This is a genomic window from Saccharospirillum impatiens DSM 12546, assembly GCF_000423605.1.
Lineage (GTDB): Bacteria > Pseudomonadota > Gammaproteobacteria > Pseudomonadales > Natronospirillaceae > Saccharospirillum > Saccharospirillum impatiens.
In genome coordinates, this window is sequence record NZ_AUIH01000011.1 from 78,901 (window position 1) to 95,392 (window position 16,492).

14 protein-coding genes and 1 pseudogene are annotated in these 16,492 nt (G+C 56.9%); 6 read left to right on the forward strand and 9 right to left on the reverse strand.

All coding sequences use genetic code 11. The annotated features are described in order from the left end of the window. Nucleotides 1-488: pseudogene (locus G565_RS27710) on the reverse strand (hypothetical protein); the annotation flags it as partial. A 490-nt stretch (nucleotides 489-978) separates the two neighbouring features. On the opposite strand from G565_RS27710, the gene G565_RS0109755 reads away from it, so the two are divergent. Then, on the forward strand, nucleotides 979-4,071 hold the full coding sequence (locus tag G565_RS0109755; RefSeq protein ID WP_028670757.1) for a beta-galactosidase: 3,093 nt from the start codon (nucleotides 979-981) through the stop codon (nucleotides 4,069-4,071). A gap of 24 nt (nucleotides 4,072-4,095) precedes the next feature. On the opposite strand, the gene G565_RS23690 is transcribed toward G565_RS0109755, so the two are convergent. From G565_RS23690 to G565_RS0109780, 5 genes are all read right to left on the reverse strand, one after another. Continuing rightward, on the reverse strand, nucleotides 4,096-5,436 hold the full coding sequence (locus G565_RS23690; protein WP_051207718.1) for a cytochrome P450: 1,341 nt from the start codon (nucleotides 5,434-5,436) through the stop codon (nucleotides 4,096-4,098). A 191-nt stretch (nucleotides 5,437-5,627) separates the two neighbouring features. Beyond that, entirely contained in the window at nucleotides 5,628-6,389 is a 762-nt protein-coding gene (locus G565_RS0109765) for an ABC transporter permease (RefSeq protein ID WP_028670758.1), read from the reverse strand. 14 nt (nucleotides 6,390-6,403) lie between these two features. Then, a complete protein-coding gene (locus G565_RS0109770) occupies nucleotides 6,404-7,327 on the reverse strand; it encodes an ABC transporter ATP-binding protein (protein ID WP_028670759.1) in 924 nt (307 codons plus the stop codon). Between the two features lie 252 nt (nucleotides 7,328-7,579). Beyond that, nucleotides 7,580-8,569, reverse strand: coding sequence for a TAXI family TRAP transporter solute-binding subunit (locus G565_RS0109775; RefSeq protein ID WP_051207720.1), 990 nt, complete (start codon nucleotides 8,567-8,569; stop codon nucleotides 7,580-7,582). 30 nt (nucleotides 8,570-8,599) lie between these two features. Continuing rightward, nucleotides 8,600-9,619, reverse strand: a complete 1,020-nt coding sequence (locus G565_RS0109780; protein WP_028670761.1) for a pirin family protein — start codon at nucleotides 9,617-9,619, stop codon at nucleotides 8,600-8,602. Between the two features lie 318 nt (nucleotides 9,620-9,937). Here G565_RS0109780 and G565_RS0109785 point away from each other — a divergent pair, with 318 nt between their 5' ends. From G565_RS0109785 to G565_RS0109795, 3 genes are all read left to right on the forward strand, one after another. Next, complete coding sequence (locus G565_RS0109785; RefSeq protein ID WP_028670762.1) at nucleotides 9,938-10,378, forward strand: universal stress protein; 441 nt, start codon at nucleotides 9,938-9,940, stop codon at nucleotides 10,376-10,378. Between the two features lie 91 nt (nucleotides 10,379-10,469). After that, nucleotides 10,470-11,168, forward strand: coding sequence for a hypothetical protein (locus G565_RS0109790; RefSeq protein WP_028670763.1), 699 nt, complete (start codon nucleotides 10,470-10,472; stop codon nucleotides 11,166-11,168). A gap of 2 nt (nucleotides 11,169-11,170) precedes the next feature. Next, nucleotides 11,171-11,911 (forward strand): J domain-containing protein, encoded by a 741-nt coding sequence (locus G565_RS0109795; protein ID WP_028670764.1) that lies wholly within the window; start codon nucleotides 11,171-11,173, stop codon nucleotides 11,909-11,911. 260 nt (nucleotides 11,912-12,171) lie between these two features. Here G565_RS0109795 and G565_RS0109800 read toward each other — a convergent pair whose 3' ends face one another. Then, complete coding sequence (locus G565_RS0109800; protein ID WP_028670765.1) at nucleotides 12,172-12,696, reverse strand: hypothetical protein; 525 nt, start codon at nucleotides 12,694-12,696, stop codon at nucleotides 12,172-12,174. 257 nt (nucleotides 12,697-12,953) lie between these two features. Here G565_RS0109800 and G565_RS0109805 point away from each other — a divergent pair, with 257 nt between their 5' ends. Continuing rightward, nucleotides 12,954-13,772, forward strand: coding sequence for an ATP-grasp domain-containing protein (locus tag G565_RS0109805; protein WP_028670766.1), 819 nt, complete (start codon nucleotides 12,954-12,956; stop codon nucleotides 13,770-13,772). A 29-nt stretch (nucleotides 13,773-13,801) separates the two neighbouring features. Here the strand turns inward: G565_RS0109805 and G565_RS0109810 are convergent, their stop codons facing one another. Then, the gene (locus G565_RS0109810) at nucleotides 13,802-15,202 is read right to left on the reverse strand and encodes a tetratricopeptide repeat protein (protein ID WP_028670767.1); all 1,401 of its coding nucleotides are present in this window, start codon (nucleotides 15,200-15,202) and stop codon (nucleotides 13,802-13,804) included. Between the two features lie 217 nt (nucleotides 15,203-15,419). On the opposite strand from G565_RS0109810, the gene G565_RS23695 reads away from it, so the two are divergent. After that, the gene (locus tag G565_RS23695; protein ID WP_051207722.1) at nucleotides 15,420-16,037 is read left to right on the forward strand and encodes a rhomboid family intramembrane serine protease; all 618 of its coding nucleotides are present in this window, start codon (nucleotides 15,420-15,422) and stop codon (nucleotides 16,035-16,037) included. Between the two features lie 6 nt (nucleotides 16,038-16,043). On the opposite strand, the gene trxC is transcribed toward G565_RS23695, so the two are convergent. Next, on the reverse strand, nucleotides 16,044-16,484 hold the full coding sequence (gene trxC / locus G565_RS0109820; RefSeq protein WP_028670768.1) for a thioredoxin TrxC: 441 nt from the start codon (nucleotides 16,482-16,484) through the stop codon (nucleotides 16,044-16,046). Nucleotides 16,485-16,492: the final 8 nt, after the last annotated feature.

Genomic DNA, 16,492 nt, shown 5'->3' on the forward strand with positions numbered 1-16,492 from the left:
GTCGGCTCTGGCTCAGGGGTCGGCTCTGGCTCAGGGGTCGGCTCTGGCTCAGGGGTCGGCTCGTCACGCTCTACGACAAAGCGAGAGGTAGCCACAATTTCGCCACTAACACGCGCGGTTATAATGTTATCGCCCGCTTCAAACCAGGCCATATTCTGAACATTGGCCGCAACATTATTGCCGCCGTTCAGATCGTAGGGATAGCTTGAGTCGGCGTTCATCATGACATCGTTGACGTAAAATTGAACGACGCCCAACGCCGCTTCATTCGACGTCAGATAAACATAATAACTGCCATCACTGTTGAGTGCCGCGTTTTGCAAACTGGCACCGGAAGCGCGGTCAGCACGGACGGCATACATAAGATCATAAGAACGGGATTCTGTGTTTGCGTCATCGCCGATAAATTTAGAAGTTCCTTCTTCTAGTTGGCATCCTGCCAGCGCCATCGAGGCGACGACCGAACATGAAAGAGTGAACTTCGTCATAAGCTTTTCAGTTACCTGTTGCGGTCATGGGTGAAAGTGAACGCATGGTAACGAGGCCCGTTACGAATAAATGTGAGCGAGTTCCGACCGAATTTTTTATTACATTTGAGGCAAGGATTGACGGTTTACCGTTAAAAAACCGTCAATCCGGTGAGATATTTTCTGAAAAAGGCCTCTGTGAAAATCTCTGTCACAGTGTTCATCTCGACTCTGTCACAGGATGAAGAACCGACTTTCAAAGATTTGACGGTTTTGACCTCCAGCCATCGTTCAGACGCCGTTCGATCACATCCAGTCGTGCTGGCAGAATGTGATGGTCGTCACCAATTCACATCATCTTTACACGGCACTCGGGTCCCCAACGGCAATTGACCTGGTTCGGGCTTTCAATGACAATCCTTGAAAACGTTCTCAAAGTCGGTGGTTTGTGCGTGAATTCCGCAATGATCACCCGGAACACCGGCGTCACAATCCTGAAGGAGTGGGCTCAATGAGTACTTTCACCGACCTGTTGTCGCGCCGAGACTGGGAAAACCCGCTGGTAACCGGTCAGAACCGACTGCCGGGACACAGCCCCTTAAGCGCCTATGCGAGCCATGAAGACGCCAGAAGCGAACTGACAACGGCGAAACAGTCGCTGAATGGCGATTGGGATTTTGTACTGTACGACCGACCGGAACAGGCCGACGCCCACTTCTTTGAATCGGCGGCGCCGGTGCCTACCGGCCATACCGTAAGCGTACCGGGAAACTGGCAATGCCAGGGCTACGACCGCCCCATCTACACCAATGTTCAGTACCCTTTTGCCGTGAACCCGCCTTTTGTGCCAGCAGAGAACCCAACCGGGGGTTATGCGCGCACCTTTGCGCTGTCGGCCGACGCCATAAAAGGCCAAACCCGGGTGATCTTCGATGGCGTCAACTCGGCCTTCCACCTCTGGTGCAATGGCCGCTGGGTCGGCTACAGCCAGGACAGCCGGTTACCCGCTGAATTCGACCTGTCCGGTTTTGTGCAGGCAGGCGAGAATCGGCTGGCGGTCATGGTGCTGCGCTGGTCAGATGGCAGTTACCTGGAAGACCAGGACATGTGGTGGTTAAGTGGCCTCTTTCGCGACGTTACCCTACTCACCAAGCCGCAACGTCACATCAGCAATGTGCATTTCGACACCGAACTGGATGCCTGCTACCGCGACGCCACGCTGAACCTCTGTGCCGAGGTGTCGGACCCGGAAACGCGCATCAGCGCTCACCTCTACGACGCAGACCGGTTAGTCGCCGAAACAACGGATCTGTCACCCGGTCAGCGTGAAGTCGACGAGCGCGGTGGCTTTCGATGCCGTGCCTATGCCCAAATGCCCGTATCGGCTCCTCAATTGTGGTCGGCCGAATCACCCTACCGGTATCGTCTTGTGGTCACCCTGACCGATGCGCAAGGTCAGGCACTGGACCATGAGGCCTACTGGGTTGGCTTTCGCAGTGTGGACATCCGCGATGGCCTGTTAAAAATCAATGGTCAGCCAGTACTGATTCGAGGCGCCAACCGGCATGAGCACCACCCGGACAGGGGCCACGCCGTCAACCGGGCTGACATGGAAACCGACATCCGGCTGATGAAGCAATTCAACTTCAACGCGGTACGCACGGCGCACTACCCCAATCATCCGGCCTTCTATGAGTTGTGTGATCAATATGGACTTTACGTGGTTGACGAGGCCAATATTGAGACCCATGGCATGAACCCTTCGAGCCAACTGTCAGACGACAGCCGCTGGCTATCGGCTTATATGGAACGAGTTACCCGCCTGGTGCAACGCGACCGCAACCACGCGTCGGTAATCATCTGGTCACTGGGCAATGAGTCGGGTCTGGGTGCCAATCACCATGCCGCTTACCAGTGGGTTAAACAGAGCGACCCCAGCCGACCGGTTCAATATGAAGGCGGGGGTGCAGACTCGGCCGCCACCGACATCATTTGCCCGATGTATGCGCGGGTAACAACCGACATGCCGCTGCCGGAGTCGGTGCCCAAATGGGCGATTCAGAAATGGATCGGCCTGCCGGGTGAAACCCGGCCGTTGATACTCTGTGAATACGCCCATGCCATGGGCAACAGCCTGGGCAGTTTCGATGAATACTGGCGCGCCTTTCGCCAATACCCGCGCTTGCAAGGTGGCTTTATCTGGGACTGGGTTGATCAGGGCTTGACCCATACCAGCCCGGACGGTCACACCTACTGGGCCTACGGGGGTGACTTTGGCGATCAGCCCAACGACCGCCAGTTCTGCATTAACGGTCTGATCTTCCCCGACCGCAGTGTGCACCCGACGCTCTATGAAGCGAAGCGCGCCCAGCAGTTTCTGCACGCATCGCTGGCCGGCACTGATCCGTTGACGGTGCGCATTCGCAGTGAGTTCCTGTTCCGGCACACCGACAACGAGCAGTTGAACTGGGCTGTGCTGGAAAACGGCAACGTCATCAGCCAGGGCCAGATGCCATTGCAACTCGCGCCACTCAGTACCGGGCAGTACCGAATCGACACCTCCTTGCCGACCCCCAAACCCGGCTGTGACTATCACCTGGACATCTGGATTACCCAGCCCGAAGCGACCCCCTGGTCTGAGCCCGGACATGAAAGCGCGCGTCAGCAACTGACCTTGCCGGTCAGCGCAACGTTGCCAGACACCCCGGCGCAATCCATGCCGGCACCGACCCACACTGAAACCGGTGAGCACATCATCGTGACCCATGCCCGGGGTCAATGGCAGTTTGATCGCACGACCGGTCAGTTGGTCGATTGGCAGCACCAGGGCCAGCCACTGTTGCAGGCCGCCCCGCGTGACACGTTCTGGCGTGCCCCACTCGACAACGACATTGGCATCAGTGAGGCCGACCGGGTCGACCCCAACGCCTGGGCAGCGCGCTGGTCCGCAGCCGGTCTGGACAGACTCACCGTCGACAGTGTGCTGACGGCGGTAACCCCGCTAAAAGATTGCGTCGACATCAGGGTTGCGCATCAACACCAGGTCGACGGAGAAACCCGACTGAGGAGCTACTGGCGGTACCAGTGTTATCAGGACGGTACCCTGACGCTTAACGTTGAGGTCAATGCCGCTGCCGGTCTGCCTCCGCTAGCCAGAGTCGGCCTGGAGTGGGCCTTGAAAGAAGCACCCGACGCCTTCAGTTGGTGGGGGCGCGGCCCGCATGAGAACTACCCGGACCGCAAACTGGCCGCCGACATGGGCCGCTATAGATTGCCGCTGTCTGCCGCCCATACGCCTTATATTTACCCAAGCGACAATGGCATGCGGTGTGACACCCGGTCACTGACCGCAGGTAAGTTGACCGTCAGCGGTGACTTCCACTTCAGCCTGAGCCGGTATTCACAGAAGGCGCTTGCTGCGGCCCGGCACCAGTACGAACTGGTCGAAGAAGACGGTGTTTACCTGTACCTCGATGCCGAACACATGGGCGTGGGTGGCGACGACTCCTGGAGCCCGAGTGTGCACCCCGAATATCAGTTAACACAGCACCAACTGACTGCACGCTGCTACCGGTACGAGGTCACGTTGAAGGCGGGTGATTGAAGCAGACGCAGGCATTAGCATCGATTAATTTAATGCCACCAGGCGCCCCATGAGCTTGCCTTTGGGGTGCCAGACCGGGGCTTTTTGCCAGCGCACGGTTTTTGACGTATCCCGCTCCAGGCGAACCCGGGCCAGCACTTCATGCAGAATGCATTTGATTTCCATGTCTGAAAAATGCATGCCAATGCATTTATGGGCGCCGCCGCTGAACGGGGCAAACAGAAAGGGGTGTTGCTTGTCTTCCTGCCGGCTGGCGGAAAAACGTTCCGGATCGAAGCGCTCCGGCTCGCGCCAGTACTCTGGCAGATAATGATTGTGCACCGGCGACACCGACACGATGGTACCCGCCGGAATGCGGTAGCCCTGATAAGCCACGTCGTGCAGGGCGCGCCGGGGAATGACCGCGCCCGGGGTAAACAGGCGCAGCACTTCCATAAACGCATGGCTGGTATCAGTCAGTTGCCCCAAGTCTGTGTAGGTCATGGGTTTGTACTCAGCGTGTTCAGCTCGCAAACGCTCTTGCCAGTGCGGATACTCGGTCAATGCATAGAACAGGCTGGTCAGGGCGCTGCTGGTCGTATCCTGCGCGGCCATCATCAGGAAGATCATATGATCGGCGATGTTCTGATCGGTAAAATCGTTGCCTTGCTCATCTTTGGCCCGGCACAACTGCGCAAACAAGGTGTCGCCACCGCGACTGCGAACCTCGCTCACTTTATTCAAAAAGTAGCGTTCCAGATAGGCCCGACCCTGAAGTCCGCGGTTGTACTTGGTACCGGGCCAGGGTTTTCTCACCAGGGCCATGGTCGCTTCAACGTTATTGCGAAAGGCCTGCTGCAGTTGCGCGAGCTGCTGATGGTCGGTCTCGCCGATGAACACTCTTGAAGCCATATCCAGCACGGTTTGGCGCGCTAGCTGTGCAAGATCGACGGGTGTATCGGTTGGCCAGCGTTTCACGATCTCGGGCAGGGCACAGGACATTAACGCCTGGTAGGCCACCATGGCCTCTTTCTTGAAGGCAGCCTGCATGATACGACGATGATAGCGATGTTCGTCACCGTCTTTAAGCATTAACCCTCGCGGAAACAACTCCCCGACAAAGCTGGCCCACCCTTCAGCGGTGGAAAAATGATTGCCGGTATCCTGCAGCAAAAACTGACAGCCTTCCGGACCGGTCAGTCGAATCCAGGTTTCGCCCAAAAACTGCGTGGAAAACACCGGACCATAACGCTGCGTCTTGCGATCAAAAAAAGTCTGGATGTCTTGCAATACTTCGAGGGTATGGCCTACCAGAGGCCAGCCCTTATCGCCGGGAATCTCCGCCAGAGACGCATCCCTGTTGAATTCGATGGGTTCAACAGCCAAGGAAGCCTCCGTTGCAGTGTGGGGTATTGAAAACGGCGCCTTCATGCTTGATCTCCAGCAAAGGCATTCAAACCAGTCACCGGATGCGGCGACGACTCTGCCAGAGTGAGTCGTCCGGGGCCCGGGGTAAAGGCCTTCGCAACAGGAGTGTGAACTGGTTATCGTCAATCGCTGCGCAAACACACACCCGGCTAACTTTTGAGCTTGTAGCCCGTTTTAAATATCCACCACACCAGGGCAATAAAAAGCACCAGAAAACCGAACGTCATGCCCGTACTGACGGCGATGTGTACGTCCGACACGCCATAAAAACTCCAGCGAAAACCGCTGACCAGATACACCACCGGGTTTAACAGCGTGACCCCCTGCCAAAATGACGGCAGCATGTCGATTGAATAAAAGGTACCACCCAGAAATACCAGCGGCGTCACGATCATCATCGGCACGATCTGCAATTTCTCGAAACCGTCGGCCCAGATGCCAATCACAAACCCGAGAAAACTGAAGGTGATCGAGGTCAGCACCAGAAAACTGAACATCCAGATCGGGTGATCAATGCGGTAGTCCACGAAGAAAGTCGCCGTGATCAGGATAATCAGACCCAGAATGACAGACTTGGTGGCGGCAGCCCCGACATAGCCCAACACAATCTCGACATAGGAGATGGGGGCCGACAAGACTTCATAGATGGTGCCAGAGAACTTGGGCATATAAATGCCGAAGGAGGCATTGGAAATACTCTGCATCAACAGAGTCAGCATGATCAGCCCGGGAATAATATAGGCGCCGTAACTGACACCGTCGATATCCACCATGCGCGAACCGATCGCCGAACCGAAAACCACAAAGTAAAGCGAGGTTGAAATAACGGGTGTGGCAACGCTTTGCAACAAAGTGCGCCAGGTGCGCGCCATTTCAAACATATAAATGGCGCGAACAGAATAGAGATTCATCTATGCAGTATCCTTTATTGACCGTGAACGAGACCGACGAAAATGTCTTCCAGCGAACTTTCCCGGGTACGCAGGTCCCGAAATTCAACACCCTGGCTATCGAGCTCTTTGAGCAATTCGGATATGCCGCTGTGCTCTTGCTCGGTGTCGAAGTTGTAGTTCAGTTCGCGACCGTCCTCACTCAGTGTCAATGGCATCGCTGCCAGCGAGTCCGGCACGTTCGCCAGCGGTTCACGCAATGACAACGTCAGTTGTTTCTTACCCAGCTTGCGCATCAGTGCTGTCTTTTCCTCAACCAGGATGATCTCACCGTTGCTAATCACCCCAATGCGGTCAGCCATTTCTTCCGCTTCTTCAATGTAATGGGTAGTCAGGATGATGGTCACACCCTGTTCGCGCAAACCGCGCACCATCTCCCACATATCCCGGCGCAGTTCCACATCCACACCCGCGGTCGGTTCATCCAGGAACAGAATCTTAGGCTCATGGGACAGCGCTTTGGCAATCATCACCCGGCGTTTCATCCCGCCCGACAAGGCCTTTATTTTCGAGTTGCGCTTATCCCAGAGTGACAGCTGGCGCAGTATTTTCTCCAGATGCGCAGGATTCGGCGCTTTACCGAACAAGCCTCTGGAGAAATTAACCGTTGCCCAAACCGTTTCAAAGGCATCGGTGGCCAACTCCTGTGGTACCAGACCAATCTTGGCGCGAGCTTGTCGAAAGTCGGTCAGGATGTCATGACCATCAGCCGTAACGGTTCCCCGGGTTGGGTTGGCGATACCGCAAATAATGCTGATCAGGGTGGTTTTACCCGCACCATTGGGACCAAGCAGCGCGAATATCTCGCCGGTATTGATGTCAAGATCCAGGTTTTTAAGGGCTTCAAATCCTGATGCGTAGGTCTTGTTCAGACCTTGCACGGAAATAATCGGGGGCATGCGTGCTCCTTGTGGTTAATACGTTAGTGTCGACGTTCGTCACCAAATGAGTGCCTGATGCCAGGCGAGCCTATCCGGGGCAGTCCGCAGTATGGATCGGTCTGACGACTCGGCTGCGATCCAGGCCCCATGGATGGGTTTACGTCGAGCGAAGTGTCGCACCACCTGTATAGCTACAGCCGGTGTTTGGCAGGGTTTTCGACAACACAACCAAACGTCGAAACGGGATGTAAGTGAACGCTGGCCACTACCTTACAGCAAGCCAACCTCTTCATAATAACGCCTCGCACCCGGGTGCAAGGGTGCCGACAAACCGTCGTTCACCATGGTGGCCGGATCCAGACTGGCAAACGCCGGGTGCAACCGGGTCAGGGTATCGAAATTCTCAAACACGGCTTTAACAATCCGGTACGCGATCTCTTCCGGCATTTGAGTCGTGGTGACTACCGTCGCCGCCATTCCCAGGGTTTGTACCGGGTCCGGGTTGCCCGGATACAACCCACCCGGAATGTTGACCATGCGATAATAAGGCTTTTGATCCAGCAAGCGGTCGATGGCGTCTCCGGTGACAGGCACCAGCACGGTGTCACACCGTTGACTGGCTTCCAGTATGGCCGGATTCGGGTGCCCCGCCGCATAGGTAATGGCATCGAGGCGATAATCACAGAGTGCCTCACCCTGGCGCAATGGGGCCAACTCTGATGTCCGTTGAAAATCGTCGTAGGTCCAGCCAAAACTGGCCATTAACACGTCCAGTGTCCCCCGTTGGCCAGAGCCAGGCTGGCCGAGATTCACCCGATGGCCTTTCAAGTCATCGAAATTAACAATACCGGAATCCGCGCGCGCCAGGATGGTGAACGGTTCACTGTGCAGTGAAAACAATGAGCGCATCGAGTCAAAGGCCGTAGCCTCCTCATACTCAGGCTGCCCGGTATAGGCGTAGTACTGCCAGTCAGATTGCACAACAACAAGACTAAAACGGCCATCGCGCAATCCGGCCAGATTGTCGATCGAGCCTCCTGTCGGCACAACATCGCACCCGCCCCCGGGAGTCTCATCCAATTCATAGAAGCGGCAAATAGCACCGCCGCTCGGGTAATAAACCCCCGCGACCGAGCCGGTACCAATCACCAGACTCGATTCCGCCTGGGCGCTACCGAGTGCACTCATGAAGCCTATGGCCGCCATCAAACCGACAGTCTTTAACCGATTCCAATTCACCCTGCTACCCCGGCGTTGCATCAAAGCCTTCAGTGTAGTGTATTCCGCTCATTATTCTGTTTTGTGCTCTTCGCGCCCGTCTGCATGCCTGGCAAAACGTCCGCGCTCCCGGTCATGCACCTGATCGTGCCGGGGCCAGGGCCAGCCACCGAATTCATCTTTACGAAAATCGGCAAAGGTCTGGCGAATCTCAGCTTCACTGTTCATGACGAAGGGGCCGTATTGAACCACGGGCTCATCAATGGGCTTGCCCTGCAACAACAGCAGGCGAACTTTCTGTGCACCAGCTTGCAGGGTAACGGCCTGATCAGCGACCAGACGCGCGCCCTGGCGCGGCAACAGATCGGTATCATCGACGCGAATGTCACCGCCTTCGAAACAATAGAGCGTTCGGTTAACGCCAGCGCTCGTGGCAGGCAAGGTCCACTGCGCATCGGCATCAATATCGATGATCCACACCGCGACATCATTGGCCGGATCGGAAGCCCAGGAATCCGGTGGCGGTGGCGGTGCCTTGTGACCTTCGAGTTCACCGGCAACCACGGTCACCGACGTACTGCGACCGGCTGAATCCCGGGTGGTGACGATCGGCGTATCCTCACGCCACAGCATCGAGAAATGCGGAGACACGGCTTTGTCTTTGGCTGGCAAGTTGATCCAGATCTGAAACAACTCCATCGGGTTGTCTTCCGCTTCGCTCAGCAGCGGAAACATCTCAGAGTGCTGGACGCCATTGCCCGCGGTCATCCACTGAGTATCCCCGCCGCCATAACGCCCGGCCGCACCGAGCGAATCAGCGTGGTCGACCATGCCTTTGGTGACGACGGTAATGGTCTCAAATCCCCGATGCGGATGCGCCGGAAAGCCGGAAATCCGGTCACCGTGGTACATTCGCCAATCCTGGCTCCAGTCAAAATCCTGTCCGATCTGACGACCGGCCAGTGATGCTTTCGGGCCCATTTCAGCGTTGCCTCTGGGGAACGCATCGTTGTGATGGACACAAAACAGAAACGGATCGGCTGTCTGCCAGGGAAACCCCAGCGACAGTACTTCTTTCACGGCATTGCTCATCAGACACCTCACTTGATTGGCTGGGCCCTGGAGCTACCTGCCCAACACCCCGGGTGTATACCGGTAATCGGCTCACCCGTGCATACCCCGTTCTTTATGGGGGCACTAAGTCACTATTTCACCACCTCGTCGCACTGACCGGCTACATCGGCGGCCAAACTTTGACAACAGTTCGACTGTCTACCAAGGTGAGGTCGTCGTCAGACTTGATGCAGATCAAGACCAGCCTGGCCCAACAGTGCCAAAGTCGTTTTATCAACCCGACTCTACGGGCGCCAGCCACCACCGGATGACGCCCACCCAACAGGAGAGATCATTATGAGCAAACTGATACTGGTTCCCGTTGACGGTTCAGACCCCGCGAAAAAAGCCATTGAGTTCGCGGCCGACTGGGCCAAACACCACGACGCTACGTTGCTGCTAGTGCACGTTCCGGAACCCCCCGTGGGTGACGAAGTCATGGTCATGGGAGGCGCGTCCATCTACATGCACACAACTCCGGATGAGTTGCGCACCATTGGTGACTCTATCGTTAAAGCCGGGGCAGAGCTTGCCAGAGAGCAAGGCTGCAAGTCGGTCGAGACGCTCGTCGAAATTGGCGACCCTGCCCGCAAGATTGTCGCCGTCGCCGAAGACCGCAAGGTCGACATGATTGTGATGGGTACTCGGGGTCTGGGTGATTGGAAGAGTCTGTTGCTCGGCAGCGTCTCCCACAAGGTCACCCATCTGGCTGATTGCACCTGCGTCACCGTGCGCTAACCATCAGCCGGTGGATTTTACGGTCGCTTGCATGGTCAATCCCGCCCGGGCTTTGTATCCTTAAGGGACATTGTTAAGGCGGGGTTGCCCCTTGTCCGACCGGAAACTGACCACACGCTCCAACGCTCAGGCGATTGATCAGTTCATTGATCAGGCCGCCAAACTGCCGGTTGCCAGCCAGCAAAGCGGGCGCATTCTGTTTGCGCTGGATGCCACCGCCAGTCGCCAACCCACCTGGGATGCCGCCTGCCATTTGCACAGCGAGTTGTTTCTGGCCACCGAATCCTTCGGTGGCATCGCCATCCAACTGTGTTATTACCGCGGTTTCAGAGAGTTCAAAGCGACCGATTGGGTAACCCGGCCCGAACGCCTGCTCAATGCCATGAACAGCGTACAATGTCTTGGCGGGCAAACTCAGATCAGCCGGGTGCTGCAGCACGCCCTGAAAGAAACCCGAGTCAAAGCCATCAAGGCCGTCATCCTGATCGTCGATTGCTGTGAAGAAGGCGTTGACGCTCTGTGCCAGCATGCTGGCGAGCTGGGCATGCTCAATACCCCGCTGTTTATTTTTCAGGAAGGCAATGACGCTCAGGCACGCAACGCGTTTCAGCAGATGGCGAAACTGTCGGGCGGTGCCTGGATGCCGTTTGATCACCGTGCAGCCGCGCAACTGAAAGACCTGCTCGGTGCCGTCGCCGTCTATGCCAGCGGCGGACAGCGAGCTCTTGACGATCTGGCCCGCTCCGGCTCTGCCGACATCAAACGCCTGACCCAACAGTTGAAGCGCTGACCGTGACGCCAATCTCCCTCCTATTTCTGTTTGCCGTCGCACTGACCTTCGGGTTAGCGCTTAAACGCATGTCTCCGGCACAACGCAAACGACCGCTGATCGTAGGTCTGATCACCCTGTTAGTGGGAGGCCTGTTGTTTCTGGCCGCCACTCACCGCTTATATTTACTCGGTGTTCTGCTGGCAGCCCTTTTGCCCTGGGCGCGTCGACTGCTGCCGCTGCTGATCCGCTTTTTACCCTCCTTGCTGTCCCGCGGCCGGTCTGGCAAAGCCAGTGGCGCCACCGGACATACGTCACGCGTTCAGTCAGCCCTGCTCGATATGGAACTGGAACATGACAGCGGTGTTATGCACGGCACCGTTCTGGCCGGACCCTATGAGGGCAAAACCCTGGCCGACCTTGAGGAACAGGAGTTTCTGGATTTACTCGACTATTGCCGCCAGCGGGACAGCGACTCGGCGCGGCTGCTGGAGACTTACCTGGACAAGCGCTTTGGCGACCGCTGGCGCAAAGACGACCACGACACGCAGCAGGATAACCAGCATAAGGACTCACCACAGAACTCAGGCGCGATGACCGATGCCGATGCCTACGACATCCTTGGCCTGGAGCCGGGTGCCGATCGCGACGCCATTATTCAAGCTCACCGCCGCCTGATGCAAAAAGCCCACCCCGACCGCGGCGGCAGCGATTGGCTCGCGGCCAGAATTAATGCGGCACGCAGCCACTTACTGGAGGATTGAGTACGTGTCATGAGTCAGAAATTCGATGGGTAATTTGCTTGGGTACCAAATTTTACTACCGTGCCAACCGGACCGTCGGGCACGCCTACTGGAGGCACGCCGTAAATCCATCCCTGGAGGCTCGCTGCCCGCATCCCTGCGGTCAGACGACCTCCAGTAGGCGCACCCGACGGTCCTTCAACGCTGCATCGGTAGATCACCACGAATTTCTGACTCATGACACTCGTGGTTCACACGCGAAGATTGGTTACCAAGGAGCACTAGATCGACTCAAAGCTGAGCGACACCACCGAGGCAGACTGCCCACTCAGTTGCTCAACATCGTGCCAGTGGCTGCTAGCAAAGCTAAGCACCTGCTCAAACCCGCCTTCCCGATTCAGATCGGCCAGGGTATAACCGGTTTTGCGGGTTAAGTAGGGGCGGTCTTCGATACCTTCAGCTGCTACCCTGGCCTGCACCTCAATGCGTTGCTCCGGATGCGTGATCGCAGCCCGGCCAATCCAGTTCACTTCCAGATGCGGCAGGGCTCTTTGTTGCACCGGTTTTGCCCGGGCAGCAACCCGGGCTGCATCAGTCAGAAGCGTCACATCGAGCTTCAGTAGATCGGCCCAGCGAGCAACAGCAGTGACGTCTGAACTGCCATTGAGAATGAAGTCATCCACCTCTGCGCGGGAAAAACCATGATCGGGTGAAAACATGAGCCGGTGGCGCACCACGTTGTGGACGTTATCCAGGCTGGCACAGCCCAGAACCTGGGCCAGAAAGTGGGAAAACAGCGTCGTCATGTAGCACCTCGATAGCAATGGCAATGGCAAAGTCGCAAACAAAAAGACCAGGCTGATCGGGAGAGGGGGATACAGGTGCAGAAAGGCTCGGAGCGGAGGCGCTTTAGCTGCATTTGTATACCGCTCGCAAGTTACACATTAAATCAGCGGGTCATTTGACCGAAACTATATCAATATATTTTGATATAGCAACACCAAAACGCTTGCCAATGTGGCAATTCCGGTTAATATTCCGCCACTTCACACGGCACGCCACCATGAACCTGATTTCCTTCGATGTCTTTCGTACCCTTGGTTTCCCCGGTATCCAGGTCATCAAACCCGAGCATTTCTTTCAACACAAAGACGCCATTCGTAGCGCCGACTGGGTGCTGTTCCCGCAATACTGGCAGTTGAACGCTCTGCTCTATGGCCTGAGCGCCCGGGTATTCCCAAGTGAAGCGAGTTACCGCATCGGACACGACAAGGTGGAAATGACACGCGCCTTTGAAACCGTAGCCCCGGCACACACCCCCTATACGCTGATCGAGCCAAACGGTCCGCTGCAGCAGGAACAGCTGTGGGATTTGATGACGCTGCCATTTGTCGCCAAGAACCCCAAGGCCAGCATGGGCGAAGGCGTTTGGCTGATCAAAGACCGGGCCGACTGGCGCCGGTACTGCGACCAGGCCAGTGTGCTCTATGTTCAGGAATACCTGCCCATTGAGAAAGACCTGCGCATTGTTGTCATTGGCGAACGGGTACTGACCGCTTACTGGCGGCACCAGGCCGACCAGGGTTTCTATAATAACGTCGCTCGTGGTGGCTGGGTTGAATACGGTGAAGTGCCTGCATCGGCTATCGAACTGGCCCTGACTGTAGCCCGTGACCTGGGCGTCAACCACGCCGGCTTCGACATCGCCATGGTCGGTAATCACCCCTATTTGCTGGAATTCAATCGATTGTTTGGTAACCAGGGCCTGAACAAGGGTTCCGAGCTGCAGGATGCCATTCTCGGCTACCTGCGCGATGCGAACACCCCCAGAAATCCGGATGGCCCGACCACACCGCCGCGCACCTTGCCGATGGCGGTTTAATCGGCTGACTCCCAGCTATTCGCCGTTACTCAGGCGTTTGAATTCGAGTCTGTCAGGTGGCTGTGCTCCGCGCCAGCTACCGGGGATGACACCAGCACCAGCCAGCGACCCACAACCGTCTTCCCTGCTTCCACCCGCAAGGGTGCCAATTCGTCGTGCAGACAATGGTGTGGTGGCAATGCAGCCATGAGCGCATCGCCGTCATGCTGAATCCGGCCTTGCTTGTGAATCCGTTCGTGATGGCCCTGTTCCAGCGTAATGACCCAGCGGCACCCTTCCGGTACGCGAGTCATGGCATTGGCGAGCCATCGGCTGGCATCCGGCACATAAATCAGAACGTCCATCAACAACACCAGATCGGGTGCCTGCTGATCGGCCGGTAACGCGTCGAACACCTGCGGATCACGAACATCAAGCTGGTGCAGCGCCCGGTAATGCCCCTTCTGTTTGGCCTGATCCAGCATCGCTGCGCTGAGATCAAAACCAATTAAGTCTGCTGCAGGGTAGGCCTGCTTGACTGGTCCGGCGGCCAGGCCGGTACCACAGCCAATGTCCCACACCTGATTTACCGGTGCCCACGCTGGCAGTTGACGAGTCAGCCAGGCCGGCACCTGATAATCCAATGGGCCCAGCAAATGCTGGTCAAACTGCTCAGCCGCGTTGTCAAACACCGATGATACGTAGGCCGCATTCGCTTCCCTGGCCACCTGCCCGGTCAGCGCTTCCAGCAGGTAGCGGGCACTGGCGTCATCCGGATGGTCGTCCAGGTGCCGCTGGTAATAGTCCACCGCTGGCTCAATCTGGCCGGCTTTTACCAGGGCAGCGGCAATGCCATCCCAGTCATCCTGGCAGAGCGGTTCAGCGCGGGCCACAGCGGCCCGGTCACCACTGGCATGGGCCAACACCAGCGTTTCTGTTACTACTTCCGGGTCGGTTAATGACAAGGCAGCAAGCGCCTCGCGTGCTTTGTTCCATTGAGTCAGCTGTCGACGCGCTTTAGCGATGGCCAGCCCGCACTCCTGAGGGTCTGCTCCCAGCGCCAGGGCCTGCTCAAACGCATCCGCCATATCATGGTAGTCCCTCAGCGCTTCACAGGCGTACCCAAGATTGGCCAGAAACCCGGGTTCGCCGGGCTGCCGGTCTATTGCGGCTTGCGCTTCACGCCGGCTTTCCTCAGCCCGACCCAGGCGCAACAGCACCAGCGCCCTGTTATTGCGAGCGTAGGCATCTGTCGGGCTTATCTGCAGCGCCTGATGCAGCGCAGCTTCAGCCGCGTTATAGTCAGAGCGATGCAGTTGAACAATACCGAGTAAATGCCACGCTGGAGCACTGTTCGGGTCTTTACTGAGCCACAGTTTCAACCGGGCCAACGCCGGGCTTAAACGCCCCTGTTGTATCAGGGTCAGGATTTCGGCAGATCGATCAAGCATAGGCAGTGGCTCTGGCGGTCGAGGAAAGAGAAATCTAATAACTGTTTGTTTTTTAACGTCTTTTCGCGACAAGCACAAGCATCACCTGAACCGGTTTGGCTACCAGTTTGCACACAGCCTTATCCACAGATTTTGTGGGTAAGCGCAACGCAAACAACCTTGCAGCACCGGCAAACGGCCCCCATTGCCACCCAAACACGACAACAGAGAGCGCTCAATGAACCTACTGACCCCGACCAGGGGGTATTGGCTCACCCCAGCCATTATCTACATTAACACCGCCCTTTTTGTACTGGTTGCCCTCTACACCCAAAGCATCATGTGGTTCCCCGCCCGTGAATTGGTGGTGCTCGGGGGTAATTTCGGGCCACTGACCGTCGATGGCCAGTGGTGGCGATTACTCACCAGTGTCTTTCTGCACGGAGGCTTGCTGCACCTGATCTTCAACGCCCTGGTTTTGGCCAACATCGGTATTTTTCTCGAACCCCTGCTTGGCCGGGTATCCTTCGCGATCGTCTACCTGATAACCGGTATTCTGGCCAGCCTGACCAGTCTGATGTTTAATTACGGCGTTGTATCCGTCGGTGCCTCAGGAGCCATCTTTGGCATGTACGGTTTCTTTCTGGCCCTGCTCACCACCAAGCTGTTCAAACCGGAATTTCGCAACACCTTTTTGAAAAACACCCTGGGCTTTGTCGCACTGAACATCGCCATCGGCTTTTTTGGCCCCATCGACAACGCCGCCCACCTGGGCGGGCTGGTCAGCGGGTTTATTCTGGGCTATGTCTGGCTGCCCTTTGTGCGCCGGCGAGTCGTCCGCGCGGCCCGCGCCTGACATCTCTTAGCGTTGAATGTGGCTTTGTACCCAGCGCACGATGTCATTCATACCCATCGCACCGGCCTGGCGGGCAATCTCGCGTCCGCCGCTGAACACCGCCAGCGTCGGGATACTGCGAATGTTATACCGGGCACCCAGAGATTGATGGGCCTCAGTGTCCAGCTTGGCCAGGCGTACCCGGGGCTCAAGTGACTTGGCTGCCTGTTGATATTGGGGCGCCATCATTTTGCAGGGGCCGCACCAGGGTGCCCAGAAATCCACAACGACCGGAATATCACTGCGCTCGATGTGTTTCTGAAAGTTGGCGGCCGTCAACGCCAATGGCTCGCCGGTAAACAGCTGCCGATGACACTTGCCGCATTTGGGGCCATCGGCCAGGCGGCTGTTCGCAATGCGATTGACCGCATCACAGGCAGGACACACAACATGAACAAGGTCGCTCATTTCATCGC